This window comes from Streptomyces venezuelae (genome assembly GCF_008642355.1).
Lineage (GTDB): Bacteria > Actinomycetota > Actinomycetes > Streptomycetales > Streptomycetaceae > Streptomyces > Streptomyces venezuelae_B.
The window spans coordinates 4,024,738-4,042,388 of the sequence record NZ_CP029193.1; the positions used below are offsets into that span (position 1 = coordinate 4,024,738).

The window sequence follows — 17,651 nt, forward strand, 5'->3', positions numbered from 1 at the left end:
CCTCAACCCGGCGCTGTTTTCAGCCAACTTTTCAAGATCTTTTAGGATTCACGGAATTCCCCCGAACACCATGAATCCCGGCAGGACAATGCTGGACATCCCCTCACCAGTGCGTGTACATCTGGAGGCATTGCTAGCGGCGCATAGTGACATGGGGGTTTGCGATGCTTTTGAGCATTACGCACCGGCCGGAAAGCCGTCAGCCATGAACGCCCCTCACCTTCCGAAAGTGGCCGGAATCGATTCCACAGTTCCGCCACCGGCACACACTGTCGCGCCCACCGCGCAGACCACACCCGCCGCGGCACGCCCGGCGGGCACTCCCGTCGCCGGCGCACCCGGCGCGGTGATCCAGGACCGGCTCGCGGGCTGGGTCTCCGACCTCACCACGTTGCACGAACTCACCGAGCGGCTCGCCCGCACGGCCACCCTCGACGAGGCGCTGCGCGAACTCCTGCGCGCCGGAGCGGCCCTCGTGGGCGCCCGGCGCGGCCTCGCCGTCATCGAACCGGCCGACGGACTCGGCCCCGAGACCACGATCGGCCTGGGCCTTGGCCGGGCCGACCTCGGGCACATCGAGACGGTGCCGCGCCGCGCCACCTCGTACGGCAGGATCCTGGACGCCGACGAGGACAGACCCGGCACCGTGCCGGACGAGATCGCGCAGCCCGACCTGCTCGCCGACGAGAGCCTCGACCCCCGCCACCGCGAAGTCGCCGCCGTCCTCGGCTACGCCGCGAGCTACGCGCTGTCCCTGAGTACCGAGACAGCAGGCCGGATCGGTGCCGCCGTGTGGCTGTACGACGAGCCCGCCGAGCCGGACGAGCGCCGACGCCACCTCGTCGGGCTCTACGCGCGCCAGGCCTCCGAGCACGTGGCGCGGCTGCTCGTCCTGGACCGCGCCCGCACCAGCGAGGCCACCCTCCGCGACGAGCTCATGCCCTCGCGGCTGCCGCGGGTGGCCGGGGTGCAGCTCGCCGCCCGGCACCGCACCGGGCCGCGCGGCGGCGGCGACTGGCACGACGCGCTGCCGCTGCCCGACGCGGCGCTCGGCCTCGCGGTCGGCTCCGTCACCGGCTCCGGTCCCAGCGCCGTGGCCGCGATGGGGCGCCTGCGCGCCTCGCTCCGGGCATACGCGGTGATGGAGGGCGAGGACCCCGTGGCCGTCCTCTCCGACCTGGAGCTGCTGCTGCGGCTGACCGAGCCCGCGCGGTCGGCGACGGCACTCTTCGCGTACTGCGAACCGGCTCGGCGCAAGATCGTCCTCGCCGGTGCCGGGCACAGCCCGCCCCTGATCATCGGGGAGCGGCGCACGGAGTATGTGGAGACGTCCCTGTCCGCGCCGCTCGGCATGCTCGCCTGTTGGGAGGCGCCGAGCGTGGAGCTCGCCCCGGAGCCCGGAGAAACGGTGCTTCTCTACACCGACGGGCTCCTGCACCGAACCGGCGACCCGATGGACCGGGCCTTCGCACGGCTGCACGCGGCGGCGGCGAGCGTTCCCAAGGGCATCAGGGACGACCCCGGGGCCATCGTCGACCACGTGCTGCACACCGTCCTGCCCGACGGGCTCGACTCCGTGGACAGCGACGAGGACGTCGTGCTCCTGGCGGCACGCTTCGAGTGACACGGCTTCGCGTGACCCGTGGGCACGCGCGCGTGGAGGGCTTGCGGGTGAGACTCCGGGCACGCTGTGTAAGTGGCCTTCCGGCCCTGGGACCCCTTCCGTACGCCCGTACGATGGAGGGTGGCCCAGTGTCGTACATAGGAGGCAGATCGTGTCGGAGGCGCTCAACCCGGCGACCCCGGAAGAGACCGAAGAAGAGCCGATCAAGCAGCGCAAGAACGGCCTGTACCCGGGCGTTTCCGACGAGCTCGCCGAGAACATGAAGTCCGGCTGGGCCGACACCGAGCTGCACGACCTGCAGCCGGTCGCGCAGGCCGGGAACACCGCCGCCCGCCGTGCCGCGCTCTCCGCGCGCTTCCCCGGCGAGCGTCTGGTGATCCCCGCGGGGAACCTGAAGACCCGCTCGAACGACACCGAGTACGCGTTCCGCGCCTCCGTCGAGTACGCCTACCTCACCGGCAACCAGACCGAGGACGGCGTCCTCGTCATGGAGCCGGTCTCCGACGGGCACAAGGCCACGATCTACCTGCTGCCGCGCTCCAACCGCGAGAACGGCGAGTTCTGGCTGGACGGCCAGGGCGAGCTCTGGGTCGGCCGGCGCCACTCCCTCACCGAGGCCGAGAAGCTCTACGGCATCCCCGCCTCCGACGTGCGCGAGCTGGCCGACAAGCTGCGCGAGGCCACCGGCCCCGTCCGTGTCGTGCGCGGTTACGACGCCGGTATCGAGGCGGCCCTGACCGACAAGGTCACCGCGGAGCGCGACGAGGAGCTGCGGGTCTTCCTCTCCGAGGCCCGCCTGGTCAAGGACGACTTCGAGATCGGCGAGCTGCAGAAGGCCGTCGACTCCACCGTCCGCGGCTTCGAGGACGTCGTGAAGGTCCTCGACAAGGCCGAGGCCACCAGCGAGCGCTACATCGAGGGAACGTTCTTCCTGCGCGCCCGCGTCGAGGGCAACGACATCGGCTACGGCTCGATCTGCGCCGCGGGCCCGCACGCCACCACCCTGCACTGGGTGCGCAACGACGGCGCCGTCCGCTCCGGCGAGCTGCTCCTGCTCGATGCCGGAGTGGAGACGCACTCGTACTACACCGCGGACGTCACCCGCACGCTGCCGATCAACGGCCGCTTCGACGCGCTGCAGAAGAAGATCTACGACGCCGTGTACGAGGCGCAGGAGGCCGGCATCGCGGCCGTGAAGCCGGGCGCCAAGTTCCGCGACTTCCACGACGCGTCGCAGCGCGTGCTCGCCGAGAAGCTGGTCGAGTGGGGCATCGTCGAGGGCCCCGTCGAGCGCGTCCTGGAGCTGGGCCTGCAGCGCCGCTGGACGCTGCACGGCACCGGGCACATGCTCGGCATGGACGTCCACGACTGCGCCGTCGCGCGCACCGAGACGTACGTGGACGGCACGCTGGAACCCGGCATGTGCCTGACGGTCGAGCCCGGCCTGTACTTCCAGGCGGACGACCTCACCGTGCCCGAGGAGTACCGCGGCATCGGCGTCCGGATCGAGGACGACATCCTCGTCACGGCCGACGGCAACAAGAACCTGTCGGCCGCGCTGCCGCGTACGTCCGACGACGTCGAGGCATGGATGGCACGGCTCAAGGGCTGAGCCTCACCTGTCGTACGACGACGAAAGGCCGGTCCCCCTCCGGGGGACCGGCCTTTTTCAGTGGGCTTCAGTGGGCTTCAGTGGGTGACCCTCTCGTCCTCGCCCGCGACCTTCGCGGTGCTCAGGGCGATGCGGTTCCACGTGTTGATCGTGAAGATCAGCGCGAGCACACGGGCCAGCTCGGACTCGTCGAAGTGCCGAGCGGCCTCTCCGTAGACGTCGTCCGGGACGCCGCCCTGCGCCACCAGGGTGACCGATTCGGTCAGGGCGAGGGCGGCCTGCTCCTTCTCCGTGAAGAAGGTGCGGGCCTCGCGCCACACACCGACCATGTGCAGCCGCGCCTCGTCCTCGCCCGCCTTGCGTGCGTCGGAGGTGTGCATGTGGAGGCAGTACGCGCAGCCGTTGAGGAGCGAGGCGCGGATCTGGATGAGCTCCACGAGGGCCGGGTCGAGGCCGTCGCGGGCGGCGGCGTCGAAGCCGATGAGGGCCTTGAAGGCCTTGGGGGCGGCCTTGGCGAAGTTGAGCCGGGGAGCGGCGACCGTGGTCCGAGCGGTGTTCGTGGCGGTGTTCGTGTTGTTCGTGGCGGTGTTCATGTTGTTCGTCATGACCATGAATCTAGGCGCGTGAAAGACCTCCAGTAGGGTGCATTTCCATGCCGGAATCATGGGTCAATGTGGCGGAGCGCATCGGCAGTGACCTGCATGTCGATCTGTCAGGTCCGGGCAGTCGCCGGGCCGTTCTCACTCGGGCGCTGCGTGATGCCGTGCGTGAGGGCAGGCTCGCCCCCGGCACGCGTCTGCCGCCCTACCGTTCGCTCGCCGCCGACCTCGGTCTTGCGCGCAACACGGTCGCCGACGCCTACGCCGAACTGGTCGCCGAGGGCTGGCTGACGGCGCGGCAGGGGTCGGGGACGCGCGTGGCCGAGCGTGCGAGGGCGCCCAGGCGCCCGCGGCAGCCGAAGCCCGTACCCGCGCGTCCCGAGGCGCCCGCGTACAACCTGCGCCAGGGCCGGCCGGACGCCTCCTCCTTCCCCCGCACCGCCTGGCTCGCGGCCGCCCGGCGGGCCGTGAACGGCGCGCCCAACGACGCCTTCGGACCCGGTGACCCACGTGGCCGCGCCGAGCTGCGCGGGGCGCTCGCCGACTATCTGACGCGGGCGCGGGGCGTGCGCGCGGACCCCGAGCGCATCGTGGTCTGTTCGGGGTTCGCGCACGGGCTGCGGCTGCTGTTCGCGGGCGCGCGGGGGGCGGGTGGCGGTGTGCTGCGCGGACCGTTCGCCGTGGAGTCGTACGGGCTCGGGTTCCACCGCGAGATCCTGGAGGACTCGGGCGTACGGACGGTGCCGCTGGGCCTGGACGAACACGGCACGCGCGTGGAGGAGTTGACGACAAGGGCTGCGGAGTCGACCGGGAAACGGGCTCCACGCGTGCGTGGCGTGCTGCTCACGCCCGCCCACCAGTTCCCGACCGGTGGCCCGCTGCACCCCGCCCGGCGCGCGGCGGTCGTCGACTGGGCGCGCACCAGTGGCGGCGTCCTCCTTGAGGACGATTACGACGGGGAGTTCCGTTACGACCGCGAGCCGGTCGGCGCCGTGCAGGGCCTGGACCCCGAACGGGTCGTCTATCTCGGCTCGGTCAGCAAGAGCCTGTCCCCCGCTGTGCGCATCGGCTGGATGGTCCTGCCCGAGCACCTCGTGGAGGGCGTCCTCGCGGCCAAGGGAGAGCGGGAGGCGTGGGCGAGCGTCCTGGACCAGCTCACGCTCGCCGAGTTCATCGCCTCCGGCCAGTACGACCGGCACATCCGCCGGATGCGGCAGCGCTACCGGCACCGCCGCGACCGGCTCGTCGCCGCCCTCGCCGAACGGGCCCCGCACATCACGGCCACCGGCATCGCGGCGGGCCTGCACGCGGTGCTGCGGCTGCCACCCGGAACGGAGGCGTCCGCGCTCAAGGCGGCGGCCTGGCAGGGCGTCGCGCTGGACGGACTCGCGACGTTCCGCCACCCGCGGGCGACGATGCCCGCCGCGGACGGACTGGTCGTCGGATACTCGACACCGACGGAGCACGCGTACGGGGTGGCGCTGGAGGCGCTGCTGCGGACGCTGCCACCGGCGTCCTGAGAAATACGTCCGGCCCGGTGATCGTTGAGTGGGAACTTGCAGGGCTTCCAGCACTGAACGATCACGGGGGACCGGACCATGAGCAATGCCTTCAACCAGCGCGTCATAGAGGAGTTCCGTGCCAACGAGGGGCGGGTCGGCGGCCCCTTCGAGGGCGTGTCCCTGCTCCTGCTGACCACGCGCGGCGCGAAGAGCGGGCTGCCGCGGACGACTCCGGCGGTGTATCTGCCGGATCCCGGCCGGGACCGTCTGGTCGTCTTCGCCTCGAACGGCGGCTCCGACAAGGCACCCGGCTGGTACCACAACCTCGTCGCGGACCCCGCTGTCGTCGTCGAGGTGGGCGGCGAACGGTACGACGCCGTGGCCGCGCCCGTCGACGCGGGCGAGCACGACGAGCTGTGGCGCCGCCAGATCGAACGCGACCCGAACTTCGCGGAGTTCCGCGCACGCGCCCCGCGCACGATCCCGGTGATCGCGCTGACCCGCGCGGCTCACTCCCCGAAGTGCGCTCCCTGAAGCCGTGACGTCTACGCCGTCAGCAGCGGCATCATCAGCGGCGCGTCCTCGCGCCACTTGAGGATCTTGTCGAAGCTGATCACCGCACCGCCGCCCCTGCCCGGCTTGTTGCCGAGGTGGACGTGGTCGGCGAGCTCCTCGATCAGGCCGAGGCCACGGCCGTGCTCATCCGTCTCCGAGGCGACGGGCCGGGGCGCCGGACGTGACGTACCGGGAAAGCCGGGCCCGGAGTCGGTCACCTCGATGCGGCACTTCTCGCCGTCGAGGTAGGCCGTGACCCGGTAGCCGCCCGGCGTGCTCCCGGGGGCGCCCGCGCCCCCGTGCTCGACGGCGTTCGCACAGGCCTCGCTGAGGGCGACCGACAGGTCGTAGGAGACGTCCGGGTCGACGCCCGCGGTCTCCATCGTGCCGATCAGCAGACGGCGGGCGAGCGGGACGCTCGCGGCTTCGCGCCGCAAATGGAGAGACCACCACATGCTCATGCTCCAGCCTCCTGGCTGCGGCTCGACATACCGATACGTATTGCCGCCCGCGCCCCCGAATAAGCGCGCGATGGACGTGATGCCGCCCATACGGCGGACGCGCGCCACCCGCCACTCGGTGTAGGACGCCGGGACGGGGACGGCCTGGCATGCCCCGTCTGTTCCCCGCCCATGCCCCACCTATCACCTGGAACAGGACCTTCCGGACCTGCCGTGTGCACGGGGAGGGGCCAGTGCGATGATGGCCCGGCCATGACTGCCCCCCACCAGCGCCAGCCGCGCGACGGAGCCGACTTCCGGCTGTTGCGGGCCGCGACGTTCGCCGCGGTCTGCGTCGCGCTGTCCGCCGGGGGCCATGTGCTCGCTTCCTGCGCCTCCGTCCCGCTGTGGACGCTGGGCGTGGGCTTCCTCGCCGTCTTCGCGGTCGCGCTGCCGCTCGCCGGGCGGGCCCGGTCGCTGCCCGGCATCGCGGCGCTCCTCGCGGCCGGACAGCTGGGCCTGCACGCGCTGTTCGGGCTCGGCCAGCACGGCACGGCGGCGACGTCCGCCGCGGGCGGCGACGCCTCCCTGGTGGAGCGGGCCGCGCGCCTGGTCTGCGGGGCGGGCGCCGCGACGATCACGCCGGCGCAGGCCCACCGGATCCTCACCACCGCCGGGCTCGGGCCCGGCGGAACGGGGCGTTCCGGAGCGGCAGGGGCCGTCGCGGACGGTTCCGCGGGCCACCAGCACGGCAGCTCCGCCGTCGCCGCCGCGGACTCGGCCCTGGACTCGATGACGGGCGGTACGCCGGGCAGCGGGGGCATGGGGTCGATGGGCGGCATGGGGCTCGTGCCGTCCCTTCCGATGCTCCTCGCGCACGTCCTCGCGGCTCTCGCCGCCGGGTGGCTGCTGCGGCGCGGCGACCTCGCGCTGCTCCGCCTCGTCCGGCTCGCCGACGGGGCGCACGGGGTGGCCGAAGGGGCGCTCGTACGTTCCCTGCGCTCGGCGCTCACTCTCGTACGCGCCCTGCGGGCAGGCCTGCCCGGCGCACCCGAGACGACCGGGCCGCGCGCACCGCGCACCGCGCTGCTCGTCCCCGCGAAGCCGCGCACGGTCGCGCTCGAGGACGCGGTGATCAGGCGCGGCCCCCCGGCCGGCGCCCGCGACGTCGAACTCGCCGCCTGAAGCGACACACTCCACAGCGCAGTACGGAGGGGTCGCTCGGCGCGCACGCGCGCGTGCCCCCGCGGCCGCCGCATCCCCGTCCCCGCGTACTACGCACCCCGTACCCGGCACGGCGCCCCGCGCGTCCCCTGCCCGGTCACCACTGACGAAAGTGGAGTGTTCCTGTCATGAAGATGTCCCGCATCGCCGCCGTCGGCACCGTCGCCGCCTCCGCCGTTCTCGTTCTCTCGGCGCCCGCGTTCGCGCACGTCAGCGTCTCCGCGGAGGGCCAGGCCGCCAAGGGCGGCTACGCCACGGTCAACTTCAAGGTGCCGAACGAGATGGACGACGCCTCGACCAACAAGCTCGAAGTGTCCTTCCCGAGCGAGCACCCGCTCGCCTCCGTCATGACGCAGCCCGTTCCCGGCTGGACCGCGAAGGTCACCAAGGCCAAGCTCGACAAGCCGCTGGAGATCCACGGCGAGAAGATCGACGAGGCCGTCTCCAAGGTCACCTGGACCGCCGACGGCAAGGGCATCCAGCCCGGCACCTTCCAGAAGTTCCCGGTCTCCATGGGCCAGCTCCCCGAGGACGCCGACGAACTCGTCTTCAAGGCCGTCCAGACGTACGACAACAAGGAAGTCGTCCGCTGGATCGAGCCGCAGCAGAAGGGCCAGGAGGAGCCGGAGCACCCGGCCCCCGCCCTCGCCCTGACCGCCGCGTCCGACGGGCACGGCGCCGCCGCCGACCCCGCCAAGGCGGACGACAAGGGCGGCAAGACCGAGAGCGCGTCGGCGGACTCCTCCGACAGCAGTGACACCACCGCGCGCGTGCTCGGCATCGTCGGCATCGTCATCGGTGTCGCGGGCGTCGCGTTCGGCGTGCTCGCGGGCCGTCGCCGCGCCACGAGCTGAGCCGCAGGCTGAGCCCCCTCGGGGTGCGCCGACGCGGCACACAGCCGCCCCGGCGCACCCCGGCCCCCTCACATCTGGGACATTTTCGTATGCGCACCAAGAGCACCAAGAGCCCCAAGAGCACCGACAAGAAGCTCGCCGCCGCTGCCCTGCTGGCCGTGGCCGCCCTCACCCTGACCGCCTGCGGCGGCGGTGACGACAAGAAACCGGTCGCCGAGGTCTCCGCGGAGACCGACTCCGGCAAGGCCGCCACGGTCCTCGACAAGCCGTACAAGAAGCCGAACCTCGTCCTCACCGACACGCACGGCAAGAAGTACGACCTGCGCGAGGAGACGAAGGGCAAGCCGACACTGATCTACTTCGGCTACACGCACTGCCCCGACGTCTGCCCGCTCACGATGAACAACATCGCGGTCGCCAAGAAGGCACTGCCCAAGGCCGACCAGGACAAGCTCGAGGTCGTCTTCGTCACCACCGACCCCGAGCGCGACACCCCCGCCGAGCTCGGCAAGTGGCTCAAGGGCGTGGACGCCGACTTCGTCGGTCTGACGGGCGACTTCGCCACCATCCAGGCCGGCGCACGCCAGCTCGCCATCAGCATCGAGCCGTCCAAGAAGGACAAGAACGGCAAGATCGTCTCGATGCACGGCACGCAAGTCCTCGCGTTCTCGCCGAAGAACGACGCGGGATACGTCCTCTACGGAGAGGACGCCACCGCAGGCGACTACACCAAGGACCTCCCCAAGCTCCTCAAGGGACAGACCCCGTGAACCACCGCACCACCAAGCACCGCGCACTCACCGGCGGAGCCCTGGCACTGACCGCCGCCCTCGCCCTCACCGGCTGCGGTGACGACTCGGGCTCCGGCTCCAAGAACACCGCGAAGAAGCCCGCGATCGAGGTCAGCGGGGCCTACGTCCCCGAGCCCACCATGGCCGACATGGCGGCGGGCTTCTTCACGCTGGACAACAAGGGCGCCGCCGACAAGCTCACCTCCGCCACCAGCGACATCGCGAAAGCCGTCACGCTGCACAGCACCAAGGGCGGCGCGATGAAGGAGGAGAAGTCCTTCGACGTGCCCGCGAACGGCGAGCTCTCCTTCGTGAGCGGCGGCAACCACGTCATGTTCGAGAAGCTCGACCACAAGCTCAAGAAGGGCGAGAAGGTCGCTCTGACACTGCACTTCCAGAAGTCGGACCCGATCACGGTCGAGGTTCCGGTCAAGGAAGCGACGTACAACCCCGGGCAGCACGACAGCAACGCCTCGCACACGTCGCACAAGTCGCACTGAGGGACGGACCGTTGATGCAGACCATCGCTCCCCGCTCCAGGCCCCCGCGCCTCTGGCAGCTTCTGCTGGTGCTCCTCGCCATGACCGGGCTCTTCCTCGCCGGTGCCGCGCCCACGTCCGCGCACGCCGCGCTGACCGGCAGCGACCCGAAGCAGGGAGCGGTGGTCGACCGGGCCCCCGACCAGGTCAAGCTCACCTTCTCCGAGAAGGTCGCCATGTCGGACGGGTCCGTGCGGGTGCTCGACCCGTCCGGCAAACGCGTCGACACCGACAAGACGACCGACCTGGGCGCCAACACGTACGGCGTGAAACTGCGTCCGGGCCTGCCCGACGGCACCTTCACCGTCGCCTACCAAGTCGTCTCCGCCGACAGCCACCCGGTCGCCGGCGCCTACACGTTCTCCATCGGCGCGCCCTCCGACACAAAGGTCGCGCTGCCCGACCAGGAGGCGGGCGGCGGCCTCGTCGGCGGCCTCTACGACACCGCGCGCTACCTGTCGTACGCCGGGTTCATCCTGCTCGTCGGAGGTGCCGCGTTCGTCCTCGGCTGCTGGCCGCGGGGCGCGGGGGTGCGGCCCGTGCAGCGGCTCGTGACGGCCGGCTGGGTCACACTCACCGCCTCCACCCTCGTCCTGCTGCTCCTGCGCGCCCCCTACACGGGCTCCGGGAAGCTCGGGGACGCCTTCGACATGGCCAAGCTCGGCGACGTCCTGAACACCAAGACCGGCGCGGCCCTGGTCTCCCGGCTGCTGCTGCTCGCCGCCGCCGCGCTGTTCATCGCGGTGCTCTTCGGGGCGTACGTGAAGCGTGAGGGGCCCGGTCAGGCCGCCGAGAAGAAGGACCTCACCTTCGGGCTCGCCATCGGCGGCACTGTCGTCGCCCTCGGCATCGCGGCGACGTGGGCCATGGCAGAGCACGCCTCGACCGGCATCCAGGCGGGCATCGCGATGCCCGTCGACGTGCTGCACCTGCTGGCCGTCGCCGCCTGGCTCGGCGGGCTCGCGTCGCTGCTCGTCGCGCTGTTCCGGACGACCGCGGTGGAGGCCTCGGCCGTGCAGCGGTTCTCGACCGTGGCGTTCACCAGCGTCGTCGTGCTCGCCGCCACCGGCACCTACCAGGCGTGGCGGCAGGTCGGCTCGTGGTCTGCGCTGACCGGCACCTCGTACGGGCAGCTGCTCCTCGTCAAGATCGGACTGGTCGTCGTCCTGGTGGGCGTCGCCTCCGTGTCGCGGCGGTGGACCGGGCGGATCGCCACCGAGGCGAGCGGTCTCGCCCCGGAGGCCGCGGCCGCCGTGGTCGTCGAACAGCGCACGAAGCAGACGTCCGGGCAAGCGTCCAGGCAGACGTCGAAGAAGCCCCAGAGAAAACCGGCCGCGAAGCCCGCCATGAAGCCGGTCACCGTGCCGGCCTCCGGACAGGACGGTGACGACCCCGAGCGCTCCGCCCAGCTGGCGCGCCAGCAGGCCGCCATGGACAGCGCCCGCGAGAAGCGCATCCGTGACGCCGACCCGTACCGCTCCGGTCTGCGCCGCTCGGTGCTCGCCGAGGCGGGCATCGCCGTGGTCCTGCTGGGCGTGACGACGTTCCTCACCGCGACCGAGCCGGGCCGTACCGAGGAGGAGGCCGCCAACGCCACGACTGCGGCGGCCGCGCAGCGCTCGGGCCCCCTCCAGCTCAAGGTGCCGTTCGACACGGGCGGCACCGACGGCAAGGGCACCGTGCAGCTGGACCTCGACCCCGGCCGCACCGGCAGCAACACCCTGCACCTTTATGTGAAGCGGCCCAACGGCAGCGCCTTCGACGTCCCCGAGGTGAAGGTCTCCCTCACCAACGAGGCCAAGGACGTCGGCCCGCTGCCCGTCGCTCCGGACCACATCGCCACCGGACACTGGAGTGCGAACGGCGTGCAGGTCCCTATGGCAGGCACATGGAAGATCGCGGTGACGGTGCGGACCTCCGACATCGACCAGGTCACCGTGAAGAAGAACGCGCAGATCGGCTGAACGGAACAACCACCATGGCGGACAACGGGATTTCCAGGCGGCGGCTGCTCGGCACCGCCGGCGCGACGGGCCTCGCGCTCGGCGCGGCGGGCGGTGCCGTCGGGTACGCGGCGGCGCCCTCCGACACCGCGGATGCCGCGGCCGCCGGCGCGAAGACGGAGCTGGCCTCCCTGGGCTCCGATCAGGTGATGTTTCACGGGAAACATCAGCCCGGCATCACCACGCCTCTGCAGTCCCGCGGCCATCTGATCGCTTTCGACCTGACGGCGGGAGCGGGCCGAAAGGAGGCATCGGCGCTGCTGCGCCGCTGGTCGGCCACGGCAGAGCGGCTGATGGCGGGCGAGCCCGCCGACGGCCGGGACACGGCCGTCGCCCGGGACGCGGGCCCGTCCTCGTTGTCCGTCACGTTCGGATTCGGCGCCTCCTTTTTCTCCCGCACAGGTCTGGAGAAGCAGCGCCCGGCCGCGCTCGACCCGCTGCCCGACTTCTCCTCCGACCACCTCGACAAGGCGCGCAGCAACGGCGACCTGTGGGTGCAGATCGGCGCGAACGACCCGCTGGTCGCGTTCCACGCCCTGCGCGCGATCCAGCAGGAGGCGTCGGGGACGGCGCGGGTGCGCTGGCAGATGAACGGCTTCAACCGCTCGCCGGGCGCCACCGCGCGGCCGATGACCACCCGCAACCTGATGGGCCAGGTCGACGGCACGAACAACCCGAAGCCTTCGGACAAGGACTTCGACGAGCGGATCTTCGTGCCCTCGAACGGTGACCCCGCGTGGATGGCGGGCGGTTCCTACGTCGTCGTACGCCGCATTCGGATGCTCCTCGACGACTGGGAGAAGCTCGGCACCAAGGCGCAGGAGGCGGTGATCGGCCGGCACAAGTCGGATGGCTCCCCTCTGACCGGCGGTACGGAGACCACCGAGCCGAAGCTCGACAAGACGGGCCCGGACGGCAAGGTCGTCATCGCGGCCAACGCGCACGCCCGCATCACCCGGCCCGACCAGAACGGGGGCGCCGCGATGCTGCGCCGCCCGTTCTCGTACCACGACGGCTTCGACGACAAGGGCGAGCCGGACGCGGGGCTGCTCTTCGTCTGCTGGCAGGCGGACCCGATGCGCGGCTTCGTCCCGGTGCAGCGCAAGCTCGACCGGGGGGACGCCCTGTCGGAGTTCATCCGGCACGAGGCGAGCGGGCTCTTCGCGGTGCCGGGCGGGGCGGGGAAGGGCGAGTATGTGGGGCAGCGGCTGCTGGAGGGGTGAGCCGGGTCGCTGGGTGAGACGCGTGAGCCACGCCACGCGCGGCGCATTAGGGTGACGGTATGTCGGCGACGCGCTATACGTACCTGGGCCCCGAGGGCACCTTCACCGAGGCGGCTCTCCGTACGCTGCCCGAGGCGGCCACCCGGGAGCTCGTCCCGATGGTCTCCGTCCCCGCCGCGCTGGACGCGGTCCGCAGCGGTGAGGCGGCGGCCGCGCTGGTGCCGATCGAGAACTCGGTCGAGGGCGGCGTCACGACCACCGTCGACGAGCTCGCCAAGGGTGCGCCCTTGATGATCTACCGCGAGGTCGTCCTGCCGATCGCCTTCGCGCTCCTCGTGCGGCCCGGCACGAAGCTGAAGGACATCAAGACGGTGACGGGTCACCCGGTGGCCCAGCCGCAGGTCCGCAACTGGCTGGCCGCTCATCTGCCGGACGCCGTGTGGGAGTCGGCGGCGTCGAACGCGGACGGTGCCCGGCTGGTCCAGGAGGGCCGGTTCGACGCGGCCTTCGCGGGTGAGTTCGCGGCGGCCACGTACGGCCTGGAGGCACTGGTCAGCGAGATCCACGACGCGGCGAACGCCGAGACCCGCTTCGTGCTGGTCGGCCGTCCGGCCCGCCCCGCCGCGCCGACGGGCGCCGACAAGACCTCGGTCGTCATCTGGCTGGGCGACGACCACCCCGGTGCCCTGCTCGAACTGCTCCAGGAATTCGCGGTCCGCGGCGTCAACCTGATGCGGATCGAGTCGCGGCCCACCGGTCAGGGCATCGGCAATTACTGCTTCTCGGTGGATGCCGAAGGGCACATCACGGACCGCCGGGTCGGCGAGGCCCTGATGGGGCTCAAGCGGATCTGCCCGCAGGTGCGCTTCCTCGGGTCGTATCCGAGGGCGGGGGTGGCGACGGAGGACGTCACGCCGCCGCGGCCCGGTACGACGGACCCCGAGTTCATGGCCGCGTCGGACTGGCTGACGCGCTGCCAGGACGGACGTTTCTAGCCGCCCCCGCGCTCGTACTCCGGTCCTACCTGCAGATTTACGTTATCCACAGAAGTTATCCACAGGCTTGTGTCTCGACCTGGGGACAAGTCGACAACGAAGCGTGACATGGTCGACAAATCGCCCTGGAGCGCCCAAGAACGTCCACAGTCCCGCACGTCACCCCTCGTCCACTCTTTTCCATTGATCAACTCTTTGGAGCGAGGTATTTCCACTCGAAAGTGGGTGTGCGGGTGGTTTGGGAAGGGATTCCCCGGGCGCATGAACAGCTCACGGAATGGGATGTTCCAACATCCACAGATCTTTCGCACACCCTGTGGATAACCGTCCGGACCCCCTGATTCCTGTGGACAACAGCGGTGGACGGGCAGCCCAAGTTCCGCTCCCCGCAAGGGGTTCCGGTCAAAGCGGCGCGCACACTCTGCCCCGTTTCGGGGAATGCCGCCCTTTTTATTGACCCATAAATTCACATTCCGGCAAAACGGGCATAACGTACGCAACGGAATATCGAGTCGTGGGCCGGAACCGGGCGACGGTAGCCTTGAGGGGTGATTGACCTTCGCCTGCTCCGTGAGGACCCCGACCGTGTTCGCGCCTCCCAGCGCGCCCGTGGAGAGGACGTCGCGCTCGTCGACGCCCTGCTCTCCGCCGACGAGCGGCGCAGGTCGTCCGGCCTCCGCTTCGACGAGCTCCGCGCCGAGCAGAAGGCGCTCGGCAAGCTGATCCCCAAGGCGGCGCCCGAGGAGAAGCAGGAGCTCCTGAAGAAGGCGGGCGAGCTCTCCGCCGCCGTCAAGGCCGCCGACGCCGCCCAGGACGAGGCCGATGACGAGACCAAGCGGCTCCTGCAGCAGCTCGGCAACCTCGTCCACCCGGACGTCCCGGTCGGCGGCGAGGAGGACTTCGTCGTCCTCGACACCATCGGCACCCCGCGCGACTTCGCCGCCGAGGGCTTCGAGCCCAAGGACCACCTGGAGCTCGGCGAGGCGCTCGGCGCCATCGACGTCGAGCGCGGCGCGAAGGTCTCCGGCTCGCGCTTCTACTACCTGACAGGTGTCGGCGCCCTCCTGGAGCTGGCCCTCGTCAACGCGGCGATCGCCCAGGCGACGGAGGCCGGGTTCATCCCGATGCTGACGCCGTCGCTGGTCCGTCCCCGCGCGATGGAGGGCACGGGCTTCCTCGGTCAGGCCGCGGAGAACGTGTACCACCTGGAGAAGGACGACTACTACCTGGTCGGCACCTCCGAGGTCCCCCTCGCGGCGTACCACATGGACGAGATCATCGAGGCGGGCAAGCTCCCGCTCCGGTACGCGGGCTTCTCGCCCTGCTACCGCCGCGAGGCCGGCACGTACGGCAAGGACACCCGCGGCATCTTCCGCGTCCACCAGTTCGACAAGGTCGAGATGTTCTCGTACGTCGACCCGGAGGACGCGGAGAACGAGCACAAGCGTCTCCTGGAGTGGGAGAAGCAGTGGCTTACCGGCCTCGGTCTGCCCTTCCAGGTGATCGACGTGGCGACGGGTGACCTCGGCGCGTCGGCCTCGCGCAAGTACGACTGCGAGGCGTGGATCCCCACCCAGGGCAAGTACCGCGAGCTGACCTCGGCCTCGAACTGCGACAGCTTCCAGGCCCGCCGCCTGTCGGTGCGCATGCGCGACGGCAAGAAGGTGCAGCCTCTCGCGACGCTGAACGGCACGCTGTGCGCCGTCCCGCGGACGATCGTGGCCCTCCTGGAGAATCACCAGCAGGCCGACGGCTCCGTGGTGGTGCCCGAGGTCCTGCGTCCGTACCTCGGGGGTCGAGAGATTTTGGAGCCCATCGCCAAGTGAGCCACCCAGCTCCGGTCACGCCCTCCTTCCCGTACAAGCTGGTCGCGACCGACCTCGACGGGACGCTGCTGCGCCCCGACGACACGGTGTCGGAACGTACGCGCCACGCGCTCACCGCGGCGACCGCGGCGGGCGCGGCGCACATCGTCGTCACCGGCCGTGCGGTGCCCTGGACCCGCCACATCCTCGACGACCTCGGCTACGACGGCATCGCGGTCTGCGGTCAGGGCGCGCAGGTCTACCACGCGGGGGAGCACCGTCTTCTGACCTCGGTGACGCTCGACCGGCAGCTGGCCGGTCTGGCGCTCGCCAAGATCGAGGCGGAGATCGGCCCGCTGGCGCTCGCGGCGAGTCGTGACGGCATCGACGGCGAGGTCCTGGTCGGCCCGGGGTACACGGTCCAGGACGGCCCGCTGCCCGCGACGCCCTTCACGGACATCGCCGACCTGTGGGCGGCGCCGTTGAACAAGCTGTACATCCAGCACCCCGGTCTGGGTGACGACGCGCTCACCGACGTGGCACGCCAGGTCGCGGGGGATCTCGTCGGCGTGACCATGGCGGGCGAGGGCATAGTCGAACTCCTGCCGCTGGGCCTCTCCAAGGCGACGGGCCTCTCGCTGGCCGCGCGGCGCCTGGGTGCGAAGGCCGTGGACACGATCGCGTTCGGCGACATGCCGAACGACATCCCGATGTTCGCCTGGGCGGCGCACGGCGTGGCCATGGCCAACGCCCACGACGAACTCAAGGCGGTCGCCGACGAGGTGACGACGTCGAACGAGGCGGACGGCATCGCGGTGGTGCTGGAGCGGTTGCTGGGCTGAGGCCCGCTCCGGTCCTGTTCCGCCGAGTTTTTGGCCCCCTCTGGGGGGGGCGGCCCGCGCAGCGATGCGGATTCTGCGCGCTCGAAGCGGCCGCCCCGGGCAGTTCCCCCGTGCGCGGACTCGACGGAGCGGACAACCGCTCCGGAGCCTCTCACGACTGCCCTGCCGGGAACTCGACGGACCGTGGTGGCGGTCGCGCCGGCTCCTCTCCCAGAAGGTGAGCGCCGGGTTCCCCCGGCGCGGTGGCACCAACTACTCTGCCCGCGCGCCGACTTCACCGCCACCGAATAAAAGTCGGTCACTTCTTCAAGAAGCCGGTTACTCCTCGCCCGCCAGCGTCAGCGAGCGGAGCTTCTGGCCGGCGTACCAGGTGGTGGCCACCGTGACCGCGAGCAGCAGGACCGCCCCGGTCGTCAGCCCGACGTCCGAGGTGATCAGGTCGCCCTTGCCGACCTTCTCCGCCACCGCGAGGGACCACTGCTGGACGCTGAGGGTGCGCGCTCCGGAGACCAGCGAGCCGAAGAGGGCCTCCCACACCAGGGCGTAGACGAGCCCGAAGACCACGGCGTGCCGGGTGATCGTGCCGAGGAGCAGGAAGATCGCGGCATACGTGATCGAGGCGACGAGGGCCGCGATCGTGTAGGCGACGGCGATCTGCTGGCCGTTGCCGTTGAGGATCATCCCCGCGACGAACGTGGGGATCGCGGAGAACGCCATGGTCACGGCGATGGCGACGATCAGCTTGGTGAAGATGATCGCGGGCCGCTTGATAGGCTTGGAGAGCAGGTAGACGACGGAGCCGTCGTCGATCTCCGGGCCGATCGCGCCCGTGCCCGCGATGACGCCGATGATCGGCACCATCGTGGCGAGCGCGAAGCCGCCGAGGACGTCGACGGCCACTTGGTCGTCGGCGCCGCTGAAGCCGCGTACCGCCGCGGAGATGGCGATCAGCAGAACGGGCAGGGCGAAGAGGATGAGTGCCCGGCGGCGGCCGAGCAGGGCCCGGTAGGTGAGCCGGGCGACAGTGGGGTCGTACATGAGGG

At 71.0% G+C, this 17,651-nt stretch carries 16 protein-coding genes; 13 read left to right on the forward strand and 3 right to left on the reverse strand.

Going from position 1 to position 17,651, the window contains the following annotated elements:
• Window positions 1-88 precede the first annotated feature (88 nt).
• Together DEJ47_RS18630 and DEJ47_RS18635 are read left to right on the forward strand one after the other, a co-directional pair.
• On the forward strand, window positions 89-1,624 hold the full coding sequence (locus tag DEJ47_RS18630) for a PP2C family protein-serine/threonine phosphatase (RefSeq protein ID WP_150169782.1): 1,536 nt from the start codon (window positions 89-91) through the stop codon (window positions 1,622-1,624).
• A 151-nt stretch (window positions 1,625-1,775) separates the two neighbouring features.
• Window positions 1,776-3,236, forward strand: coding sequence for an aminopeptidase P family protein (locus tag DEJ47_RS18635; protein ID WP_150169784.1), 1,461 nt, complete (start codon window positions 1,776-1,778; stop codon window positions 3,234-3,236).
• Window positions 3,237-3,313: 77 nt separating this feature from the next.
• Here the strand turns inward: DEJ47_RS18635 and DEJ47_RS18640 are convergent, their stop codons facing one another.
• Window positions 3,314-3,847: a carboxymuconolactone decarboxylase family protein gene (locus tag DEJ47_RS18640; RefSeq protein ID WP_150169786.1), complete on the reverse strand. Its 534-nt coding sequence runs from the start codon at window positions 3,845-3,847 to the stop codon at window positions 3,314-3,316.
• A 41-nt stretch (window positions 3,848-3,888) separates the two neighbouring features.
• Here DEJ47_RS18640 and DEJ47_RS18645 point away from each other — a divergent pair, with 41 nt between their 5' ends.
• Window positions 3,889-5,355 (forward strand): PLP-dependent aminotransferase family protein, encoded by a 1,467-nt coding sequence (locus tag DEJ47_RS18645; protein WP_150169788.1) that lies wholly within the window; start codon window positions 3,889-3,891, stop codon window positions 5,353-5,355.
• A 78-nt stretch (window positions 5,356-5,433) separates the two neighbouring features.
• Window positions 5,434-5,871 (forward strand): nitroreductase family deazaflavin-dependent oxidoreductase, encoded by a 438-nt coding sequence (locus DEJ47_RS18650; RefSeq protein WP_150169790.1) that lies wholly within the window; start codon window positions 5,434-5,436, stop codon window positions 5,869-5,871.
• A gap of 11 nt (window positions 5,872-5,882) precedes the next feature.
• Here the strand turns inward: DEJ47_RS18650 and DEJ47_RS18655 are convergent, their stop codons facing one another.
• On the reverse strand, window positions 5,883-6,353 hold the full coding sequence (locus DEJ47_RS18655; protein WP_150169792.1) for an ATP-binding protein: 471 nt from the start codon (window positions 6,351-6,353) through the stop codon (window positions 5,883-5,885).
• A gap of 252 nt (window positions 6,354-6,605) precedes the next feature.
• Here DEJ47_RS18655 and DEJ47_RS18660 point away from each other — a divergent pair, with 252 nt between their 5' ends.
• The 9 genes from DEJ47_RS18660 (at window position 6,606) to DEJ47_RS18700 (ending at window position 16,608) form a co-directional block, all read left to right on the forward strand.
• Entirely contained in the window at window positions 6,606-7,517 is a 912-nt protein-coding gene (locus tag DEJ47_RS18660; RefSeq protein ID WP_150169794.1) for a hypothetical protein, read from the forward strand.
• Window positions 7,518-7,684: 167 nt separating this feature from the next.
• Window positions 7,685-8,410 carry a YcnI family protein gene (locus tag DEJ47_RS18665; RefSeq protein ID WP_150169796.1) on the forward strand — a complete coding sequence of 242 codons (726 nt, stop codon included), beginning with the start codon at window positions 7,685-7,687 and terminating at the stop codon, window positions 8,408-8,410.
• An 89-nt stretch (window positions 8,411-8,499) separates the two neighbouring features.
• The gene (locus DEJ47_RS18670; RefSeq protein ID WP_150169798.1) at window positions 8,500-9,180 is read left to right on the forward strand and encodes an SCO family protein; all 681 of its coding nucleotides are present in this window, start codon (window positions 8,500-8,502) and stop codon (window positions 9,178-9,180) included.
• Window positions 9,177-9,701, forward strand: coding sequence for a copper chaperone PCu(A)C (locus DEJ47_RS18675; protein WP_150169800.1), 525 nt, complete (start codon window positions 9,177-9,179; stop codon window positions 9,699-9,701). Before DEJ47_RS18670 ends, DEJ47_RS18675 begins: the two co-directional genes overlap by 4 nt.
• A gap of 14 nt (window positions 9,702-9,715) precedes the next feature.
• Window positions 9,716-11,704, forward strand: coding sequence for a copper resistance CopC/CopD family protein (locus DEJ47_RS18680; RefSeq protein WP_150169802.1), 1,989 nt, complete (start codon window positions 9,716-9,718; stop codon window positions 11,702-11,704).
• A gap of 14 nt (window positions 11,705-11,718) precedes the next feature.
• Window positions 11,719-12,966 carry an iron uptake transporter deferrochelatase/peroxidase subunit gene (gene efeB, locus DEJ47_RS18685; RefSeq protein WP_223828407.1) on the forward strand — a complete coding sequence of 416 codons (1,248 nt, stop codon included), beginning with the start codon at window positions 11,719-11,721 and terminating at the stop codon, window positions 12,964-12,966.
• Between the two features lie 59 nt (window positions 12,967-13,025).
• Window positions 13,026-13,961: a prephenate dehydratase gene (gene pheA, locus DEJ47_RS18690; RefSeq protein ID WP_150169806.1), complete on the forward strand. Its 936-nt coding sequence runs from the start codon at window positions 13,026-13,028 to the stop codon at window positions 13,959-13,961.
• 548 nt (window positions 13,962-14,509) lie between these two features.
• Complete coding sequence (gene serS / locus DEJ47_RS18695; protein WP_150169808.1) at window positions 14,510-15,787, forward strand: serine--tRNA ligase; 1,278 nt, start codon at window positions 14,510-14,512, stop codon at window positions 15,785-15,787.
• The gene (locus tag DEJ47_RS18700) at window positions 15,784-16,608 is read left to right on the forward strand and encodes an HAD family hydrolase (RefSeq protein ID WP_150169810.1); all 825 of its coding nucleotides are present in this window, start codon (window positions 15,784-15,786) and stop codon (window positions 16,606-16,608) included. The genes serS and DEJ47_RS18700 overlap by 4 nt, the downstream gene beginning before the upstream one ends.
• A 318-nt stretch (window positions 16,609-16,926) precedes the next feature.
• On the opposite strand, the gene DEJ47_RS18705 is transcribed toward DEJ47_RS18700, so the two are convergent.
• A complete protein-coding gene (locus DEJ47_RS18705; RefSeq protein ID WP_150169812.1) occupies window positions 16,927-17,646 on the reverse strand; it encodes an ABC transporter permease in 720 nt (239 codons plus the stop codon).
• Window positions 17,647-17,651: the final 5 nt, after the last annotated feature.